Origin of the sequence: Paenibacillus mendelii, from assembly GCF_024498075.1 — a bacterium.
In the GTDB taxonomy this organism is placed as follows: Bacteria; Bacillota; Bacilli; order Paenibacillales; family Paenibacillaceae; genus Paenibacillus_Z; species Paenibacillus_Z mendelii.
Map to the genome: position 1 here is coordinate 98393 of NZ_JANHOF010000009.1, position 19044 is coordinate 117436.

Sequence of the window (19044 nt, forward strand, 5' to 3'; positions counted from 1 at the left end):
CCTAGCGCAAGCATGGACCACATACATGATTAGGGGGGCTTTATCTATGACGAACAGCTTCAGAAAGAAACCGAAACGTTCGATGGCTGCCGTGTTACTCAGCATGACGCTGCTGCTTAGCGCTTGTGGAGCAGGGGGCAACAACAATGCAGGAGGCTCAACGGTCACCAATCCGGAGGAAAGTAAGCCGCAAGTGAAAGCCGAGACGATTAACTTCGCGTATATGCCGAACATGGGCGGAGCTGCTCCGATTGCGATCGGCGAAGAAAAAGGGTTTTTCGAAGAAGCAGGAATTAAGCTGAATGCCGTTAAATTCTTGAGCGGTCCTCCCGAGTTCCAAGCCATGGCATCCGGCGATATTGATATCGCTTATATCGGGCCGGGGGCTACCTTCTTATCTGCGCAAGGACAAGGCAACATTATTGGACTCGTAAGCCTGGGCAAGAGCGACATGGTATTTGCAACGAAGAAATCCGGTATCCAAGAGTGGAAGGATCTGAAGGGCAAGACCGTCGGTGTTCCAAAAGGGACGTCCGGTGAGATGGTGCTTAACCTTGGCCTGGAGAAAGCAGGGCTGAAGCCGGAAGACGTGAATATCATCAACATGGATGTTGCGGGTGCCGTTACCGCTTATGTGGCCAACAAAGTAGATGCCGTTGCCATTTGGTCACCGTACACCACCGAGATCGAGAAGCAAGTCGGCAAAGAGAATATGATTAAGCTTGGCGACAACAGCAGCTTCTATCCGGAATACAGCTTCCCTTCCAGCTGGGTGGTAAGTCCGAAATTCCTGAAAGAAAAGCCGGAATTGGTGGAACGCTTCATGAAAGCCATGGCGAAAGTGACGGATTACAAAATCAAGAACATCGATGAAGCCGTTAAGCTGACTGCGGAGTACACACAGGTGCCGGAGGACAGCTTGAAGCAAGAGCTTGAGTCGATTGAGTGGATCGACAATGCGAAGCTGGCTGAAGTGTTTAGCAACGGAGAAGCCATCAAGTGGTACGATAATCTGCAAAAGTTGTTCGTACTCAATGAGAAGCTGGATAAAGCCGTTCCATCCGCGGATTTCTTGACGACAGAGCCTGCGATTAAAGCGGCTCAAGAATAGAAATTATTGATTCCCTATTCACGAAAGAAGAAGCTGCCTTGCAAGGTCTGATGACCGAGGGCAGCTTCTTTCTTGTCTGTAGTGGGGAGAGGCGCGCAAGCTCAGCCCCCTCCCAGCCTGCTCTGGATGAAAGAGGTCACATTGAGCTCCCGCAGCAGTGCCGTTACCTCTTTCGTCCGCTTCTTATCGAACTTCTTTAGAATCATGTTGATTTGGGTTTTGATCGTCGATTGCTCCACCTGGCGCTCTTTTGCGATTTGAGCAATTTTCATATCCTTCAGCAGTAAATTCAAGACCGCCAGCTCGGATGGAGTCATCTGCGACAGAAGCAAGGTGGCTGCCATTAGCGCTTCTTGATTGCGCCGGATGCGGGAGAATTCATTCTTGATTTTGTAAGCAACCTCCGGACGAACCTGGACGAGCCCCGAGTGGGCGGAGCGAATGCTTTGCACGATGGCTTCGCTTGTACTGGTCTTCAACACATAATCCACTGCACCTGTGTCGAATGCACTGAATACCGTCTCCTCATCCTCATGCACCGTCAGAAAAATAATACGCGTTTCGGGATGCTGCTCCAGCACCTTCTTCGCGGTCATGATCCCGTCATGCTTCACGTCCATCTCGATATCCATCAGTATGATATCAGGCGGTCCCAGCTCCGCTATGAGCCGCAGCACCTCTTTCCCGCTTGCGGCTTGTCCAATGACAGACAGATCCTCCTCGTGTTGAATCAGCTTGCAGAAGTGCTCTCTTAATACGTCCAAATCCTCTGCGACAATAATTCGAATGAGCTCTGCCATGTCCTCACCTTTTCTTTGGTTCTGTATTTAATTCATACATCGGAATAATAAGCTGGAACGAGCTGCCGAGCTCGGGCTTGCTTTCCACGTGAATACGCCCATAATGGGCGAGCACGATATACTTCACATACGACAGACCGACGCCCCAGTTTTTGTTGGTATTCTTATTCGTTACGAAGGGATCGAAGACATCGTCTATCATATGTGCGGGGATACCCGGCCCGTTGTCGATGATTTTAATAATGACCCAATGATCCTCGGTGTACACCAATACTTGAATATGCCCGCCAAACTCGGAGTCAATGGCTTCAATCGCGTTAATCAGAAGATTATAAATAACCTCTGCCATCGGTATGAAGTCAGCCAATATCATCGTGGACGGATCAGGTAATTCTGTTTTGATTTTAACATGTTTCTGCACCGGTTTAATACGATCTAACGCGTGCTCAACGATGGCATGAATCAATTGGGGTTTAAGCTGCAGTTGATTGGTCTTGAATGATTTATAGAGCTGGTCCAGCCGGCCAAGCGTGGTGCTGACGATCTCATCCGCTTTCGCAAGAGGGGCTCCAATAGGCTGAGAATCCGGCATATCTGCGGCCTGCAGCGCATCGGTTGCTTGCTTCATGAGAAGCTGGAGCATAATAAGCTGGTTCTTGACCGCATGGGTGAATACCTGTGCACCCATATTAGCTGTATCCAGCTTTCGTTTGAGCAGGAGATCATCCTTGCCCATCTTCAACTCAATCTCGGTATAGCGCCATACCGCATATATGCTGATGAGCGAGAGGATGCCTGTCAGCCCAATGCTGATGTACCATCCGGATAACGTAAGCGGTGGATTGAAGTTGGAGAAGTCCGAATACAGCACATAGAAGGTGCGCACGTCAAACACTTGAAGCGGTCCCATAAACCCCAGGTAGAAATAGAACATAGCCAGTGAGAGTACGCCCAGAATGATAAATCCGCTTTGCCGTTTGGCCCATGGAATGGTCACGGTTCGGTACTTCCAGACCATTAAAGCGACGGCAATGATGGCAGAGAGCACAAGCCAGCCACGCGTAACCCAACCAATGACAAACGTATGCTGGCGGTCCATGACGGTAAGCGCTCTCTTATAAATGATCGGGTCGTAGAAAATCAGGTTGGCCAGAGCGGGAATGAAGTTAATCGTATGGATCTTCCAATTCCGCCAGAACGGGCGATAGGACATTAACGAAACCGAGAGTCCGACAAGACTGAAGATGAAGAGGGACCGGCCAACCGTAATGATTCGGCTGATGCCTTCGATCTTGATCGGCGCATTCAGCAGCATGTTCCGAATCGTATCGTTGAAGAACAGCACAATATTGACCCGGTAATAGAATCCGCCGTATTTGGCAATGAACAGGATGAGGCCGAACATGCTCAGAAACCAGCCGACAAGAACAAAACCCATCCAGTAGGCGGAAGGGTTGCGCGCTTTTGTAATGAACAGCGTAACCGCAGCGATGATGAGTAAGATAAGAAGAATAGTCATGGGGTTCCCCTTGCTTGATGTGATGAGCGGTATGTCGTATTCCTTCATTATAAATGATTTTATAGGACCTGGCATTGCCTAAAAGCTTCTAAGGGAAGTGTTGTTATGGTGAAAGCTGTAATTTTTGCAACTGCTCGGAAGGTTCTTATTGCAATCGCAAGAACGATATGAAATAAATGTTTATTTATTACATTAAATCTGAAAATATAGGACGGTCATGCTTAGAAATTACAATTCCATTTTTTAAATTCTGTTCCTGCTGGACTTATATTTTCAATTTGATAGAATGGCGGTAAGACCTCTGAACAAGAGGTCTATATTTATGAGGAGGAGAGCGTATGAACACAGCATTTGGCATCGGAGTTGTTCTTACAGGGAGGGAGATCTACTATGAACCGTAGTATCGAATTCATCGGACCGTTCGCGCAGCCGTGGGTTGATCAATATGCTCCGAAGGGAGGTGCAAAAATATGAATTTGAAAGAGACTGACCTCCCGGGAATCGGACGTAAGTACACCATGAACACCCGAAGCGGAGATACACTCGTTATCGTCGTTCACAACGACGAACGCCGCGATCTGTTCCATCTCTCGCCGGAGGAGCCGGATGAGATGCTGTCTATGGTTTCATTGGATGACGATGAAGCGAGATCGATATCGGCCATTCTGGCTGGCATTACCTATAAGCCGGCGTTCTCGGACAGCCAGGAAATTATGCTGGATGGACTCGTTATCGAATGGATCCGCCAGGAGCCGTTATCGAAGAGCGATGGTATGACCATTGGACAATTGGACGTTCGCGGCGCAACAGGGGCATCCATCTTAGCGGTAGCACAGAAGAATAAGAAGACGCATATGAATCCTGGATCCGATTTTATTATTGGTGAGGGCATGACATTCGTTGTTGCCGGGGAGCGTGCGCAAATCAAGCAATTAAAATTGCTGCTTCGTGATGGGAAGCTTTAGCCTATGGAGATGCTCATATTCGAAGTTGGCATCGCTCTGGCACTCATTACGCTGACAGGCTTTCTCTCCAATAAGCTTCGTTTCTCCGTGATTCCGTTCTACATCTTGATCGGGATGGCTGTCGGTCCTCATGCTCCGCACTTCTGGAAGATTGATTTGCGCTTTATCGAGAGCTCCTCCTTTATTGAATTTATGGGGCGTCTGGGCATCCTGTTCCTGCTGTTCTATCTGGGGATGGAGTTCTCGGTCGCGCGGCTGTTCAAGTCGGGAAAAGCGATCTTGATCGGCGGTTCGTTCTATGTGGCCTTAAATTTTGTGTCCGGCCTGCTATTGGGGTGGATTGCAGAGCTGCCGCTTAAGGAGACGCTGGTCGTATGCGGGATTATGACAAGCTCCTCGACGGCCATTGTAGCTAAGGTTCTGGTCGATTTGAAACGGACGGCAAACCCGGAGACCGAAATGATCATGGGGATGATTATGTTCGACGACTTATTCATCGCGATCCACATCTCGATCTTAACCGGTCTTGTATTAAGCGGGGCAACCTCGTTCGTCAGTGTACTGCTCATATCGTTGACAGCCCTCGGATTCATTGTGATCTTCCTGTTTATCGGAAGAAAAGTCATCAAATATATCGATATTGCGTTGAATGTTCAATCATCGGAGCTCTTTCTGCTGATGGTGATGACGCTGTTGTTTCTGGTTGCAGGCTTCTCCGAAACGCTGCATGTAGCGGAAGCGATCGGCGCTCTCATGATTGGACTGGTGTTTGGAGAATCAAGGCATGTCAAACGGATCGAGCAGCAAATCATGCCCTTCAGGGATTTTTTCGGCGCACTCTTCTTCTTCAGCTTTGGCTTAACCATTGAGCCGTCATCGCTGGGTGGAGCCGTTGGCATGACGGTTATAGCCGTAATCCTTACGATTATTGGGAATTTAGCAGCAGGCATGATCGCTGGTCGCCTCTCTGGGGCGACGCCTCGAGCCTCTCTCAATGTGGGATTCACGCTTGTCTCCCGGGGAGAGTTCTCGATTATTATGGCGAACATCGGCAAAGCGGGCGGGTTAATGGCATCCGTCCAATCCTTCGCGGTGCTGTATGTGCTCGTTCTAGCGGTTCTCGGTCCGCTGCTGGCTAAGGAATCGAAGTGGATTTATCAACGCTTCGAATTTATCCGAAAGCGACTAAAGCGCGAGAAAGCGAATTAAAGATGAGAAGTATGTACCTCGTATAGGTCGTTCAAATAGAACGGGAAGCCCTTGATCAGATGATCAAGGGCTTTTCGAGTTCGGCTTAAACAGTAGAAATCAAGCTTTAAATCCAAGGGAAGCGGAAATGACCTTAGCGGTTTCGATCAGCTTTTCTCCGTACTCGGGAATTTTTTGCATGGGCAGGTTTCCTTTGAGCGTAGTCAGGCTGATTGCGCCGAATACTTGGCGTTCGTCCGTGAAGATCGGCGCGGCAACGCACCGAACGCCCAATTCGCCTTCCTCGTCGTCGATCGAATAGCCGTATTGCCGAATTTGCTCCAGATGCTCGCGGAAAGCTTGCTCCGTCGTAATGGAGTTAGCGGTCAGAGAGAGCATTCCTTTGGCGAACATCGCTTGCAGTTCTCTCTCAGGCAAGAAGGCGGCCATCGCTTTCCCGCAAGCCGATACGTTCATCAGCTTGCGCTCGCCGACGTAGGAGAGAAACCGGATCGAGCCCAAGCCTTCGATTTTCTCAAGGCAAACCGATTCCCCCTTATCGTACGTGCATAGGTGCACGGTGAAATGCGTTTCGTCTCGCAGTCTTTCCAAGTGTGGAACAAATACTATCGTTGAATTGATATGCCGTACAGAAAGCATGCCTAAGCTATAAAGACTTAATCCTAGGCTGTAAGCGCCATTGGGGTTTTTGCGCACGTAGTTATGTGCTTCGAGCGTGCACAAGATGGCATATACAGTCGTCTTCGGCAAGCTCAGATTCTTACATATTGCTGACATTGGCATGCCTTCGCTGGATTGTGCCAAGCATTCAATGATTGCGATAGATTTCTCCAAAGCGGGTACGGCATAGTTTGAACCTTCTGGGCCATTTGACATCATCTGTTCCTCCACGAAAACAAATATATAAGATTGTTCGTAATTGATACACAATTCTATAATAGATGACTTCCTATATTTATGCAAAAATAAACGAAATCTTTATCGTTGACAGAAATAGCCATTTAAATTATTCTGTATATAGAAATGTTAAACATAATTAGTTCCGTATACGGAACATACATAATAAGTTATCACAGCAGCCTTGCAAGAGCAGTCGGGTTCGGTTCCATACCAAATCAAAAAGGGAGATGGCGCATGAAAAGCAATCGTATTAAAAGCAAATTTATAATGCTGCTTGTCGCATGTTTAATGGTATCCATCATGGCCGCATGCTCGGATGACAAGGGGAAGAAAGCAGGGCAACAAACGCCGCCTGGAAGCCAAGGGGAGGTAGAGACCGGCCAAGATCGTCCGCTCTACACAATCAAATATATTTATCCGGGCGGCGCTAGAAAGTACAAGATGTCGGATGAAACCGAAATCGGCCAAATCATTAAGGAAAAATTCAATATTGTGTTCGAGTTTATCCCGTACGCTGGCAACTGGGAGGAGAAAGTGAATCTGATGCTCGCGGGCGGCGATTATCCCGAAATTCTCTGGATTCAATACAATCCAAGCCTTCAAAAGTACATACAAGCGGGGGCGGCGGTACCGCTGGACGATTATTTGGCGGACTCCCCGAATTTTACGGAGCGATACGCTCAGCAAATTCCGCTTTGGCGCAGCATTTCTGCGGACAAGAAACTTTATAACTGGCAAACCGGACAAAGCGATTTCAAAAGCAATATACGCGGATTCGATATCGCTACGCGCATTGATATTTTGGAGAAGCAAGGCTATCCGAAGCTGGTTTCGGAGGACGATTGGATCAACTACTTGAAACAGGCGATGAAGGATTATCCGACGACCCCAACGGGTCAGAAGACGATCGGCATGACCGCACCGTTCGGAGAGCCGTGGGGGATGGCGGGGATAGCCGGCATTATGTACGAGAAAGGCGGAAGATACACCGGCGTTGCCGGCAACGGATCGGTTATTTTCGATCACAGCAATAACCAATTTGTTGATTACCTCAAGAACGAATATGTTAAAGAGTCTTTCCAGTTTTTTAACAAGCTGTACCGGGAAGGCATTCTGGACAAGGAGAGCTTCACGGATAAAGGTGCGCAAGTACAAGAGAAATTCGACAGCGGCCGTGCGCTTAGCTCGTGGTACTTCATGCCGGGCTACGCGACGAATTTGAAATTGATCAAGGCCGGACATCCGGAGATGCAGTACATTACGCTGCCGATTCGCAGCAACACGCAAGTCGAACGGAACGAGAAACGCTTGATCATGGAGCTCGATCTGGTTCCTTACAACAATACAATCATTACGAAGAATGCCAAGGATCCGAAGCGTATTATGGAATTGCTCGATTGGGCATCGACGGAAGAGGCGCAAATTTTGTTCCAGTCGGGGATCAAGGACAAACATTATACGGTAGACGGTAACGGCGTCCGTATTCCGACAGACTTGTACACGACAGAAGTGCAAAATCCGGACAGCAAGGTCGGCTTTAATTCGGTCTCATTTTTGGGAATAGACGTAAGAACGGGTGCGAGCGGACAGCCCTTTAGCGTCGGTGCGAACATGGACTACATGGATAAGCTCTCACAAACGAAGGAAACGATGGGCGCGTTCGAGAAGCTTGGCTGGAAAACCTCCGTCGATTATTGGTTGAATACGGCCGAAGGGGCAAAGTCGGGGGTTGTACCTTCGATCAAGCTGGATCCGGATTCTGCGCTCAGCCAAACGGATCAGAAGCTGATTGAGTTCAGAGTGAAAAATACGGCCAAGCTCATCATGGCGAAGGACGACGCAGACTTCGACAAGCTGTGGGAAGACATCATGAAGGAATACGATAAACTGGGGCCGCAGACGGTTATCGACGAATATAACAGGCTGTATCAGGAAGCGTTAGCCATGACGAAGTAAAAATCAACTGAGCGGGGAGTCGGGAGGCGTAAGTCTGGTCCGATTCCTCCTCCAGAAAAGGTGAAGCGCAAACATGCTGAGAATGAAGTTATATAAGCAGCGTTATCTCTTCCTCATGCTGGCACCTGCGTTTTTACTGGTGCTGTTATTCCAATATGTGCCGTTGGTCGGCTGGCTGCTTGCTTTCCAGAGATACCAGGTCGGATTAGGGTTCTGGGCATCGGAATGGGTCGGGTTCGAGCAATTCAAACGATTCTTCCTGCAAAGCAACGATTATGTGTATTTGCTGCGCAATACGCTTTCCATCAACGTTATGATGATCGTCACCAACCTTTCGCTAGGTTTGATATTCGCGATATTGCTCAATGAAATCAGACATAAGTTTTTTGTCAAAGTGATTCAGACCGTTTCTTTTTTTCCTTTCTTCATCTCATGGGTAATTATTTATTCGATCGCCAACACGTTTCTGTCGTCTTCTTCCGGATTGTTGAACGAGCTTCTCATGAGATGGGGCATCATCTCAGACGGATTAAACATTCTGGGCGAGAACAAGTACGCTTGGCTTCTTGTCGTCATGCTGGAAGCGTGGAAATCCGTCGGCTATATTAGCATCATCTTCATCGCGGCTATTTCGGCGATCCCGACCGACCAATATGAAGCCGCGGATATAGACGGCGCGACGCGATTCCAGAAGTTGAAATTCATTACCATCCCCAACCTGATGCCCACGTTCATCGTTATCTTGATTTTAAACAGCGGGTGGATTCTGAATTCGAACTTTGAGCTTTTCTTCATGTTCACGAATCCGACCAACTGGGAGAAGATGGAGGTGCTCGATATGTATATTTACAAGTTCGGCTTGCAGCAGTTGAACTACTCCTATGCCGCCGCCGTAGGGATCGTCAAAACGATCGTCAGTATCGTTATCCTCCTGTCTGTAAACGCATTTTCGAAGAAGACAACCGGTAAGGCGATCTTTTGAGCCCAGGAAAGGAGAGCGGTCATGTATAGATCCAGTCCGGCCGACCGTATGTTTGATTTAGTCAACTATGCGATCATGGTTTTCGCTTTTGTCGTCATGGTATTTCCTTTCCTCCATCTGTTCAATTATTCGCTCAGCAATCCGTCGTTCGTCAGCGGAAAGTTTCTATTCTATCCGAGGCAGTTCACGTTGGACTCCTACAAGGCGATCTTCGAGAACCCGGACGTCTTGAACGGGATATATATATCGACTGCGAGGACGTTAATAGGAACGCTATTTATGGCCATCGTCACATCAATGGCGGCATATGTCATTACCCGCGACGACTTGACCGGCATCAAGTTTTTTCGTAAATATTTCGTATTCACAATGTATTTCTCGGGCGGCATCATTCCCATGTACATTTTGATCAAAAGCTTAGGCATGGTCGGTTCCTTCTGGGTTTACGTGATCCCGTCCGCCGTCAGCGTCTTTAATATGATTCTGATCAAAACCTATATCGAAGGTATTCCAAAAGAGCTGGAAGAATCCGCGCTAATCGACGGAGCGAATGACGCTTATCTTTTCATGAAAATCATTGTGCCGATTTGCATCCCGGTCATGGCTGCCGTTTCGCTATTCGCGGGCATTGGGCAGTGGAATTCATTCATTGATACGCAGTTCTATAATGCGATGAATCCGGAATTGTTTCCGCTTCAGTACGTGCTCTACAATTCTTTTCAATCCATTACATCAGTGGAGCAGTTTACCGCAAGCGTCGGAGATCCCGAAAAATATCGGATGCTTACACCGCAAAGCCTTAAAATTGCGATGACAGTTATAACGGTACTGCCGATCATGATTGTTTATCCATTCCTGCAAAAATACTTCATCAAAGGCTTGCTGCTTGGCTCGGTCAAGGGATAATCACATTGCTTAATGAGAAAGCGAGGAGAGACGATGATTTTCGATTGTCATACGCATATCGCGGAGCCAGAGCATATCTCCGGTCCATTTCTAGCCGACGCCCAGAAAGCGTGGGGCAATAGCTTCAGTATGAAATGCACGCTTAAGGATCATAGGGAGGCTCTTCGTAAAGTGAAGAACTGCTCGGGGGCGATTGTACTGGCTATGGATGCGCCGTCGACGGGATTTAATGTTCCCAATGAATATGTAGCCGAATACGTAAAGGAAAATCCGACCGGACTGTTCGGCTTCGCCAGCGTTGATCCGAATCGGGATGAGCCGCACCGGCTGCTGGAATCCGCCGTGAAGGAACTCGGGCTGAAGGGGCTGAAGCTGGCCCCGTTTTATCAGGACTTCCATCCACTCGACCGCAAATGTTATCCGTTATACGCGAAGGCCCAGGAGCTCAACTTGCCGATTATGTGGCACCAGGGTACTTCTTTCGTGCAGAAGGGGCCCCTCGAAAAATCGAGACCGGTTTATCTGGATCCCGTAAGCCGCTCTTTTCCAGAACTGAAGATGGTCATCGCGCATCTGGGGCATCCGTGGATGGGGGAGACGATTTCCGTCGTCCGCAAAAATCCGAACGTATACACGGATATATCGGCGCTGGGCAGCCGGCCATGGCAGATGTACAACGGATTGATCGAAGCGATCGAATACGGAATAGAGGATAAGCTGCTATTCGGGACGGACTTTCCTTTCTTCAACATCGAACAGACGATTGAAGCGTTAAGGGGCCTTAATAAGCTTGTAGACGGCACGAATTTGCCGCGCATACCAGACGCGGTAATCGACAAAATTCTGTATAAGAACACGCCCGAGCTTCTGGGACTTCAATAAGGGGGCAGATGGCATGAAAATTATTTCCGTCGAAGCGATTCCGGTCAACCTTCCCTTTCATCAGCCCGTGAGCGATATGTGGGGGACGTATGCTTCATCCAATCATGGCATTGTGATCGTCCGTGGCGAATCCGGCGAATACGGCGCCGGAGAAATCGCCTTTGCTTGGTTTGGCGGAGCGCACTCGCTATGCCATGAAGTGAATACGCAGTGGGCGAACCTGTTAGTCGGCTTGGATATCCGGGATATTTCTGTAATCAACGAAACATTGGACCGCTTGTGCAGCTTCTCCAAACGCCATTTGTTAGCTAAAGCCGGCGTAGAGATGGCTGTATGGGATTTGCTAGGCAAGACGTTGAATCAACCGGTCTATCAGTTATTGGGCGGAAAAAGAAGAAGCCAAATCGCGTTGACCGGCGGCGTTTCGATGGGCGGCAAGGATGCGATGGTGGAGGCGGCACTGCTTAAAGTGTCGGAAGGCTACCGGGAGCTAAAGCTGAAAATTGGGGCCGACGATAAGCGGGACATCGCCGTCGTCAGCGCCATTCGCGGAGCGATTCCCGATTCTGTGCCGATCAGGGTCGACGTTAATATGGCTTGGCGGGATCTGAAGCAGGCCAAGATAATGACAGACGAGTTGGAACGATACGGCGTACATATTGTCGAACAGCCGCTGCACAGCGACAGGCTGAGCGAATCGGCCTGGTTGCGCAGCAACACCGGCGTGAAGATCCTCATTGACGAGGGCGTGTGGGATGCTGGCGACGCGAAGCGAACTCTCGACGCCGGCGCTGCCGATATGCTCCACGTATATATATCGGAGGCCGGCGGTTTATGGGGGGCGCGGCAAATTTTCGAGTTGGCGGCACTGCATCATACCGATTGTACGATCGGCTCCATGCCGGAAGGGATAGTCGGCGCGGCCGCTTCGGCGCACATCGCCGCCGCAATGGCGAATTTGTCGGGCCATGCTTCCGATATTCGCGGGTTTACCGGTTATCGGGAAGACGTCGCGGCGGAGGAGCTGGTTATCCGCGATGGCGCCTTGATCGTGCCGGACGGACCGGGCCTGGGCATAACAATCGACTTCGACCGGTTAGACAGGCTGACCGTCAGATGACAGCGGCTTTGTTGCTCAAGCAGCAACGATGCAAGAGGCACAAGGGAGGCGCATAGCACGGATGATCTTTCATGACTTGACCTATCGGCAAATCGGCGCGATCGATTTCGAGCAAACGTTAGTCGTCATACCCACGGGAGCTACGGAGCAGCACGGCCCCCATCTGCCGACGAATACGGATACGCTGATCGTAAGCCGTCTGGCGGAACGCTTGGAGAGATTGCTGCCGGACCGTCTGCTGCTGACTCCGACGATGTGGCTGGGGCATTCACCCCATCACTTGTCGTTCGGAGGTACATTATCGGCGTGCCATCCTGTTTACATTCAGATGCTCCATTCCATATGCCAATCCTATATCGGAATGGGCGCGAAGAAGCTTTGGATCTTGAACGGCCATGGCGGCAACGGCGCACCGAACCAGATCGTGCTGCAGCAGCTGAAAACCGAGTATCCGGACACGATCGCTGTGGCGGCGGACTATTGGAACCTGGCGAAAGACGCGATTGGCGAAATCCGGGAATCCCCTATCGGCGGTATGGGACACGCATGCGAACTCGAAACGTCGCTCTATCTGTACCTGGATGAAACCAAGGTTCATTGCGATCTGATAAAGGATGATGGCATTCAACCGTCCGGTGAAATATGGGAGCTTGATATGCTTCAAGGCAGCAATGCGGCTCGTATCTTCGGATTCGATGAATTGACGGCATCCGGCGTATTCGGCCAGCCGACGTTGGCGACGAAGGACAAAGGCCGCCGGCTGTTCGAGGCAATATCGGAGCGGCTCGAACAATTCGCCGAGCGATTACTTCAAATAGAAATGAGGGTTCCGACATGACCAGAACGGCGGTAAGTTCATCCCGGGTTCATCCGGTCTTCGGCCATTATTCTTCGGCCATTATGAAAAACAATACGCTATACCTGGCAGGCTTCGGCCCGTTCGACGTTCATCAGCAGCTTGTGGGAGAGGATATCGTCGAACAGACCCACCAAACGATGAGGAATATCCGGAATTTGCTGGAGGATAACGGCTTCGGCATGCAAGATATCGTCCGCTCAACGGTTTATTTAAGCGCGATCGAGCACTGGGGGCCGTTCAACGAAGTATACGGGCAATATTTCGAAGCTCCTTATCCTGCCCGTACGGTAGTCGCTTGCGAGTTGAACGGGTTTCTGGTGGAAGTCGAATGTACGGCGGTCAAAGACTGAGCCGCAGACAAGGAGGGCAACCTTGAACAATCCTATACGAATCGGACTGATCGGCTGCGGTGATATTGCCGTTACCAGACATCTTCCCGCTTTGCAGGCTTCCCCGCAAGTTTCGATTGCCGCTCTGTGCGATGCCGATCTTGACCGGGCGAGCCAGCTGGCGGTTCAATATGAAGTCGCGCTGGCGACATCGGATTATACGCAATTGCTCGATGATCCCTCCATTGATGCGGTGGTGATATGCACGCCGCCATGGGTGACGCCGCATCTAACGATCGCAAGCTTGCATGCGGGCAAGCATGTGCTCTGCGAAAAACCGATGGCGGTCGATCTGGAGACGGCCATGAAAGTGAGGGAAGCGGAGCAAAGCAGCGGCTATCAGGTGCAAATCGGTTTTACTTACCGGCACGGACCTTTGCTTGAGACGCTGAGAGATTGGATTCGGGATGACAAGCTCGGCTCGCCGCTCATTTATCGGCTTGGCATATTCGACGAGGTGTGGGACCCGCAGGGGAATCCCGAGCATTATGAGAGGATCAGCCGAACGATGGAGCGGGGATCGCCATCGATCCATGATGGGGCGCATATGGCCGATTTCCTGAATTTCCTGACGGGCTCTGCGGTCGCAGACGTACAGTCGTTCGGTCTTCGCACGCGTTCGGAGTTTCCGTCCTCCAATTATGACGTATCGGTGATTCGGTTTGAGAACGGCGATATCGCGAAGGTGGAAATCGGCTGGTTCATGCCCCGTTTTCCCGCCGGGGAATTTGAGGTGGTCGGTCCTCGAGGCATAGCCATATTCGACCGTACTGCCCAGACGGTTCAGTTGAAGAGCGAGACAACAACGCAGACGGTGAAGCTGGAGGAGGAATACTTCGAATCCTGCTTCCGTATTCAGTTGGACAAATTCATTCGCAGCATCCGTACCGGCGAGCGCTTCGTACCCGGTACGAAAGAAGGCATCGCAAGCCTGGCATTAACGAAGGCCATCGAGAAAAGCATACAAGAACGATAACTTTCATCGATAGGGGAGAAGCAAGTGAATACCCATGATGCGCATTTATTCGAATTGATGAAGGAAAAGCTGTATACCGGCGTTATCTGCGACACGTTGGATGATCTTGGTTACCGGGAGCAGGCAATGACAGAGACGATCCGGCCGTTGCAGCAGGATATCGTCATCGTAGGCCGTGCTAAAACGATCTTGGCCGCGGACATTTACCATGTTCACGACAATCCTTACGGGTTGGAGATTAAAGCGCTCGATAGCATTAAACCAGGTGAAGTGGTTATTGCTTGCACGAATCGCTCTGTAAATAACGGCATATGGGGGGAACTGTTGTCCACGGCCGCCAAGATGAGGGGGAGCACGGGAGCGATCATCGACGGCTTAATCAGAGACACGAAGAAAATCAAGGAGATCGACTTCCCTGTTTTTTGTACGGGAATTAAGCCGGTCGATTCCAGGGGAAGAGGGATCGTCATTGATTATGATTGCCCTGTAGTAGCGGGAGGCATTCGCGTTCATCCGGGCGACGTCGTCTTCGCGGATTGCGACGGTGTAGCGGTTATTCCGGCCGCCGTACTTCAGGAGACAGTCGAGCGGGCGATCGAGAAAGTCGAGAGAGAGAACAATAGCCGCAAGGAGCTGCTGGAGGGCAAACTGCTGCAGGACGTGTTCGATAAATACGGTGTATTGTAATTGGACGCCAAGGTGACAGCGATCAAGGGACGAGGTGAAGCGGCGTTGAGCGAAGAGTTGTTATACGTCAGCCGGGTGATGACTGAGCCCTTCGGATTTACAGATGGAATCGAAGGTCCGGCATGCGACCGGTATGGCCATTTGTACGCGGTTAATTATGCCAGACCGCACACTATTGGCAAAGTTACGCCCGATGGGGAGTGCTCCGTATTTATCGAGCTTCCGAACGGAAGCATCGGCAACGGGATACGCTTCAATCGGGCGGGTGACATGTTGATTGCGGATTACACGAATCATAATTTGCTTAAGGTTGATATGACAACCAAAGAGATTGCCGTGCTCGCCCATGAGTCTTCTATGAGCCAGCCTAACGATATCGCCATCACAGACGACGACGTCGTCTTTGCAAGCGATCCCGACTGGAACGAATCCTCGGGACGGTTGTGGAGAATCGATCCGGAAGGGACAGTAACGTTATTGGAAGCGGGCATGGGTACGACGAACGGCATCGAAGTAAGCCCCGATGGAAGAATTTACGTGAACGAGACGTTCCAACGGAATATATGGGCATACGATTTATCCTCGGAAGCGAGGGTATCGAATAATGTGGATCAGCCTGGAAGGTGTTGGGCCGCGCAGCGAATGCATCAATCAACATAACGGAGAGCTTATTCGAGGGGAGAGTGAAGTTCCATGTTGAATCGGAAAGTAAAGCTTGGCGTTATCGGCTTGGGACCAAGGGGCGTATATGTCGCCCGATTATATGCGAAGCATCCGGATTGCGAGATCGTCGCGCTGTGCGACCGGGTTCGCCCAACGGTCGATCAGGCAGCAGCCGTGCTGAATCCCGATGCGAAGCGGTATACGGACTTCGAGAGCATGCTCCGCAACGAACCGCTAGATGCGGTGCTGATTGCGGCACCGCCGGATATGCAAGTGGATATTGCCTGCTATGCGATGGAGAAGGGCATTCATGTGACGACGGAGGTGCCCGCCGCGTACACGATGGAACAATGCTGGAGCCTTGTCCGCACGGTGGAGAAAACAGGTGCTAAATATCAATTGTCCGAGCAAACCCGTTATTGGGGATTTATCCAGGAATGGCGGAAGATGGCCGAAAGGGGAGACTTCGGGCATATACTGCTCGCAGAAGGCGAATATCTTCATTACGGGGAATGGGATTACTTCATCGATCCGCTCACGGGCGAGCGACTTTACGGAAGCGCCACGCCTCCGGAAGGCCGCGTTGTGGAGCCGACTTGGCGCAACATCCGATTCTATAACCCGATTTATTACTTACCGCATACGCTAAGCCCGCTTCTAACCATTACGGGCGGAAGAGTGACCAAAGTATCCTGCATGGGCACGCGTCCTCAAAGCTATTATGTGGACAATTACAAGGCGAGGGATATTGAAGTTGCGCTTATGCATACGAGCACGGATACCGTTCTAAGAGTTGCCGCCGGCTTTACTTCGCCGCACGGTCCGCGGAAGGAAACCGGTTACCACTGGTACCAAGTGAAAGGAACCGAGCAGACGGCGGAATGGGCGCGAACGGATGACGATTCACCAAGGCTGTGGACGGCCAAGGACCATAAATGGAGAAACACGGATTGGACGACCGACGTTCAAGACGTTAGCAATTTTATCCGGGAAAGTGGCCATGGCAGTGCAGACGGGTGGCCCGTCGTTAACTTTCTTCAGGCGATTAGAGAGGATAAACCGATCGATATGGATGTCTACAAGGCGGTGGAGACGGCGGCTCCGGCGATATTGGCAGCCGAATCGTCCAATATGGGAGGCGTATTGTTGGAAGTCCCGGATTTCAGAAAGAAGGTGTCCGAACATGACTAAACATCCAGCATCCCTAACCGGCTATATATATGACGATTCGCTGAGAGTGGAAGTCAACCGTAACGGACGGAATTACTGGTACGCCTATCTCCCTGAAATTTTTGACGAGATGGGCCTGCGGGCGACGGAACTATCCATCAGGCAAGCGGAAGAAGCGTCTGCTCTTGCCCCCTATAAGTATTTATTCGTCGGTTCGATCGAACTGAGTGAATCCCAGCAGGATGCTCTTCGCGAATGGGTAGCCGGCGGCGGCGTCCTGATCGGTTTTGCACTGCGGGGTGCGGACGGCTTGTTCGGAATTCGCCATCACGCGTCGAAGGCTCAGCCGGACGACGAGTTCACGATCTCGGGGTACGGAAGCTTTCCGAAGCCATCCTCCCCTTCGCAAGCTTCAACGCTAAATCCGCATTACGATTACCAAAGCGTGCTTCTTCCGATCTTCTCACCGCTGGAACTTGTTACGGCGGAGGACAGCCAGTCGGTAGAGATGGCCGCTTTGCTGAATGCCGGAAGGGCCGCAACGGGTCGCCCCTCCGTCATCAGCTGTAAGATCGGAAGCGGGGAGACATGGTATTTCGCCTTCGATTTCACGCAGACGATCTGGGTGATGCATCAGGGCAGGCCGATCGATCGGGATTACGATGGAGATGGATACTATCGTACAGGAGACGCCATTCCCTTCAGCCGGCTGCACGATCTGGAAATTCCTTACGGTGACTGTTGGGTGCAGCTGCTGGAAGAGATCGTATCGTCTTCCCCTCAGCCGTTCATTCACCAGATCCCCCCGTTCGCGGATGGGAGCGTACCGGATCTGCTTATTCATTACGGCGGAGACGACGAATGCACACCAGGTATTCAGGTCAAAGCATCGGACTATATGAATGCGCTGGGCCTTCCTTATCATATGAATCTTATGCCAGTAGACGGGAAGTTCGCCATCGACTGGGATGAATTTCGCGCAATCAAGAACAATGGCCACGATCTGTCCATCCACTTCGATTTCGTCAAGCCGCATTTTCACTATACGAAAACCGACGTCCTGGAACAAATCGAGCTGTACAAGGATGCTTTCGGAGAAGTACCGATCGCTTCCGTCAATCATTGGTGCACCGGTACGGGCTGGGCCGAGCATGCGCGTTGGGCTTCCGCCGGCGGAATGAAGGGGGATAACTCCAGAGCGCATGCCTTTAATCCGCCATACAATCCAATTAACCAGATGGGCTATGGATTCGGGACGGTGTATCCGCATTTTGTTTACGACGATTACAAGCATGACAATGCACGCATACCGTTCGTCAACATTCCGATCGGATTTTTCGAGCCGCGCATATATGAAGAGTCCATGGAGCGGGATATCGCCAGAATTCACCATTCCGTAGACCGAGCAGTGTTTTTCGGCTGGACGCTTAATATGTTTATTCATCCCGTTTATATTTCGGATGATAAGGAGAATAGGCACTGCTTACCTGCGTTAAACGAACTACTTCGCTATCTGGATGCCAAGGGGTTTAAAGCGCTGCATCATTCCACCAACAGGCTCTGTTTATGGTGGATCGACCGTTCCACAACGGAGCTGAGTCGCTATGTCCTTGAATCTTTGGAGGACGGCGTCATCCTTTCCTTTACGGCTGAAACGCAATCGGCCGACGGCGTATTAGTCAAAATTCCGCTGGCAGGCGTCGAAAATTTCGGGCATGCGTCCTATTCGATCGATGGACGGCAATGCGAAGCCGTCATTCATCGCCAGAACGGGCGGGATTGGGCATTCTGCCGCGTACCGGAAGGGCAGCATGAAGTCGTCGTGACCATGTTATCCAAGCAACATATACCTTCAGAGATTCCGCTGCAGATTGGGCGCTGAGAGCTTTAATGACGGCTATGATAAATAAAATTTATAATGGTCCGACATTTTATGTCCGACCATTTTTT

Annotated in this window: 18 protein-coding genes; 15 read left to right on the forward strand and 3 right to left on the reverse strand. The window is 50.6% G+C overall.

Features of this window, described 5'->3' with window-relative positions; all coding sequences use genetic code 11:
• Positions 1 to 46: 46 nt before the first annotated feature.
• Positions 47 to 1111, forward strand: a complete 1065-nt coding sequence (locus tag NNL21_RS23825; RefSeq protein WP_204821043.1) for an aliphatic sulfonate ABC transporter substrate-binding protein — start codon at positions 47 to 49, stop codon at positions 1109 to 1111.
• A 101-nt stretch (positions 1112 to 1212) separates the two neighbouring features.
• On the opposite strand, the gene NNL21_RS23830 is transcribed toward NNL21_RS23825, so the two are convergent.
• Together NNL21_RS23830 and NNL21_RS23835 are read right to left on the reverse strand one after the other, a co-directional pair.
• Complete coding sequence (locus tag NNL21_RS23830) at positions 1213 to 1911, reverse strand: response regulator transcription factor (protein ID WP_204821042.1); 699 nt, start codon at positions 1909 to 1911, stop codon at positions 1213 to 1215.
• A gap of 4 nt (positions 1912 to 1915) precedes the next feature.
• Positions 1916 to 3430 carry a sensor histidine kinase gene (locus NNL21_RS23835; RefSeq protein ID WP_204821041.1) on the reverse strand — a complete coding sequence of 505 codons (1515 nt, stop codon included), beginning with the start codon at positions 3428 to 3430 and terminating at the stop codon, positions 1916 to 1918.
• A 470-nt stretch (positions 3431 to 3900) separates the two neighbouring features.
• On the opposite strand from NNL21_RS23835, the gene NNL21_RS23840 reads away from it, so the two are divergent.
• Together NNL21_RS23840 and NNL21_RS23845 are read left to right on the forward strand one after the other, a co-directional pair.
• On the forward strand, positions 3901 to 4395 hold the full coding sequence (locus tag NNL21_RS23840) for a cation:proton antiporter regulatory subunit (protein WP_204821040.1): 495 nt from the start codon (positions 3901 to 3903) through the stop codon (positions 4393 to 4395).
• 3 nt (positions 4396 to 4398) lie between these two features.
• Positions 4399 to 5604: a cation:proton antiporter gene (locus tag NNL21_RS23845; protein ID WP_204821039.1), complete on the forward strand. Its 1206-nt coding sequence runs from the start codon at positions 4399 to 4401 to the stop codon at positions 5602 to 5604.
• Between the two features lie 99 nt (positions 5605 to 5703).
• Here NNL21_RS23845 and NNL21_RS23850 read toward each other — a convergent pair whose 3' ends face one another.
• Positions 5704 to 6483, reverse strand: a complete 780-nt coding sequence (locus tag NNL21_RS23850; protein ID WP_204821038.1) for an IclR family transcriptional regulator — start codon at positions 6481 to 6483, stop codon at positions 5704 to 5706.
• Positions 6484 to 6738: 255 nt separating this feature from the next.
• On the opposite strand from NNL21_RS23850, the gene NNL21_RS23855 reads away from it, so the two are divergent.
• The 12 genes from NNL21_RS23855 (at position 6739) to NNL21_RS23910 (ending at position 18976) form a co-directional block, all read left to right on the forward strand.
• Positions 6739 to 8460: an extracellular solute-binding protein gene (locus NNL21_RS23855; protein ID WP_204821037.1), complete on the forward strand. Its 1722-nt coding sequence runs from the start codon at positions 6739 to 6741 to the stop codon at positions 8458 to 8460.
• A gap of 73 nt (positions 8461 to 8533) precedes the next feature.
• Complete coding sequence (locus tag NNL21_RS23860; RefSeq protein ID WP_204821036.1) at positions 8534 to 9442, forward strand: ABC transporter permease subunit; 909 nt, start codon at positions 8534 to 8536, stop codon at positions 9440 to 9442.
• A gap of 21 nt (positions 9443 to 9463) precedes the next feature.
• On the forward strand, positions 9464 to 10348 hold the full coding sequence (locus NNL21_RS23865; protein WP_204821035.1) for a carbohydrate ABC transporter permease: 885 nt from the start codon (positions 9464 to 9466) through the stop codon (positions 10346 to 10348).
• A 33-nt stretch (positions 10349 to 10381) separates the two neighbouring features.
• A complete protein-coding gene (locus tag NNL21_RS23870; protein WP_204821034.1) occupies positions 10382 to 11230 on the forward strand; it encodes an amidohydrolase family protein in 849 nt (282 codons plus the stop codon).
• Between the two features lie 13 nt (positions 11231 to 11243).
• The gene (locus NNL21_RS23875; protein WP_204821033.1) at positions 11244 to 12350 is read left to right on the forward strand and encodes a mandelate racemase/muconate lactonizing enzyme family protein; all 1107 of its coding nucleotides are present in this window, start codon (positions 11244 to 11246) and stop codon (positions 12348 to 12350) included.
• A gap of 61 nt (positions 12351 to 12411) precedes the next feature.
• Complete coding sequence (locus tag NNL21_RS23880; protein WP_204821032.1) at positions 12412 to 13188, forward strand: creatininase family protein; 777 nt, start codon at positions 12412 to 12414, stop codon at positions 13186 to 13188.
• Entirely contained in the window at positions 13185 to 13559 is a 375-nt protein-coding gene (locus NNL21_RS23885; RefSeq protein WP_204821031.1) for a RidA family protein, read from the forward strand. The genes NNL21_RS23880 and NNL21_RS23885 overlap by 4 nt, the downstream gene beginning before the upstream one ends.
• Positions 13560 to 13581: 22 nt before the next feature.
• Positions 13582 to 14574, forward strand: coding sequence for a Gfo/Idh/MocA family protein (locus NNL21_RS23890; RefSeq protein ID WP_204821030.1), 993 nt, complete (start codon positions 13582 to 13584; stop codon positions 14572 to 14574).
• Between the two features lie 24 nt (positions 14575 to 14598).
• On the forward strand, positions 14599 to 15261 hold the full coding sequence (locus NNL21_RS23895; RefSeq protein ID WP_204821029.1) for an RraA family protein: 663 nt from the start codon (positions 14599 to 14601) through the stop codon (positions 15259 to 15261).
• Between the two features lie 12 nt (positions 15262 to 15273).
• On the forward strand, positions 15274 to 15921 hold the full coding sequence (locus NNL21_RS23900; RefSeq protein ID WP_256555437.1) for an SMP-30/gluconolactonase/LRE family protein: 648 nt from the start codon (positions 15274 to 15276) through the stop codon (positions 15919 to 15921).
• A 33-nt stretch (positions 15922 to 15954) separates the two neighbouring features.
• On the forward strand, positions 15955 to 17115 hold the full coding sequence (locus NNL21_RS23905; protein WP_204821028.1) for a Gfo/Idh/MocA family protein: 1161 nt from the start codon (positions 15955 to 15957) through the stop codon (positions 17113 to 17115).
• Positions 17108 to 18976, forward strand: coding sequence for a hypothetical protein (locus tag NNL21_RS23910; protein ID WP_204821027.1), 1869 nt, complete (start codon positions 17108 to 17110; stop codon positions 18974 to 18976). The genes NNL21_RS23905 and NNL21_RS23910 overlap by 8 nt, the downstream gene beginning before the upstream one ends.
• The last annotated feature ends 68 nt before the right edge of the window (positions 18977 to 19044 follow it).

What these genes read in the sequence shown, in the direction of transcription:
- NNL21_RS23875 (WP_204821033.1), top strand. Translation starts at nt 11,244, where the DNA reads ATGAAAATTATTTCCGTCGAAGCGATTCCGGTCAACCTTCCCTTTCAT.
- NNL21_RS23885 (WP_204821031.1), top strand. Translation starts at nt 13,185, where the DNA reads ATGACCAGAACGGCGGTAAGTTCATCCCGGGTTCATCCGGTCTTCGGC.
- NNL21_RS23850 (WP_204821038.1), bottom strand. Translation starts at nt 6,483, where the DNA reads ATGATGTCAAATGGCCCAGAAGGTTCAAACTATGCCGTACCCGCTTTG.
- NNL21_RS23870 (WP_204821034.1), top strand. Translation starts at nt 10,382, where the DNA reads ATGATTTTCGATTGTCATACGCATATCGCGGAGCCAGAGCATATCTCC.
- NNL21_RS23855 (WP_204821037.1), top strand. Translation starts at nt 6,739, where the DNA reads ATGAAAAGCAATCGTATTAAAAGCAAATTTATAATGCTGCTTGTCGCA.
- NNL21_RS23880 (WP_204821032.1), top strand. Translation starts at nt 12,412, where the DNA reads ATGATCTTTCATGACTTGACCTATCGGCAAATCGGCGCGATCGATTTC.
- NNL21_RS23830 (WP_204821042.1), bottom strand. Translation starts at nt 1,911, where the DNA reads ATGGCAGAGCTCATTCGAATTATTGTCGCAGAGGATTTGGACGTATTA.
- NNL21_RS23865 (WP_204821035.1), top strand. Translation starts at nt 9,464, where the DNA reads ATGTATAGATCCAGTCCGGCCGACCGTATGTTTGATTTAGTCAACTAT.
- NNL21_RS23910 (WP_204821027.1), top strand. Translation starts at nt 17,108, where the DNA reads ATGACTAAACATCCAGCATCCCTAACCGGCTATATATATGACGATTCG.
- NNL21_RS23860 (WP_204821036.1), top strand. Translation starts at nt 8,534, where the DNA reads ATGCTGAGAATGAAGTTATATAAGCAGCGTTATCTCTTCCTCATGCTG.
- NNL21_RS23825 (WP_204821043.1), top strand. Translation starts at nt 47, where the DNA reads ATGACGAACAGCTTCAGAAAGAAACCGAAACGTTCGATGGCTGCCGTG.
- NNL21_RS23905 (WP_204821028.1), top strand. Translation starts at nt 15,955, where the DNA reads ATGTTGAATCGGAAAGTAAAGCTTGGCGTTATCGGCTTGGGACCAAGG.
- NNL21_RS23840 (WP_204821040.1), top strand. Translation starts at nt 3,901, where the DNA reads ATGAATTTGAAAGAGACTGACCTCCCGGGAATCGGACGTAAGTACACC.
- NNL21_RS23845 (WP_204821039.1), top strand. Translation starts at nt 4,399, where the DNA reads ATGGAGATGCTCATATTCGAAGTTGGCATCGCTCTGGCACTCATTACG.
- NNL21_RS23835 (WP_204821041.1), bottom strand. Translation starts at nt 3,430, where the DNA reads ATGACTATTCTTCTTATCTTACTCATCATCGCTGCGGTTACGCTGTTC.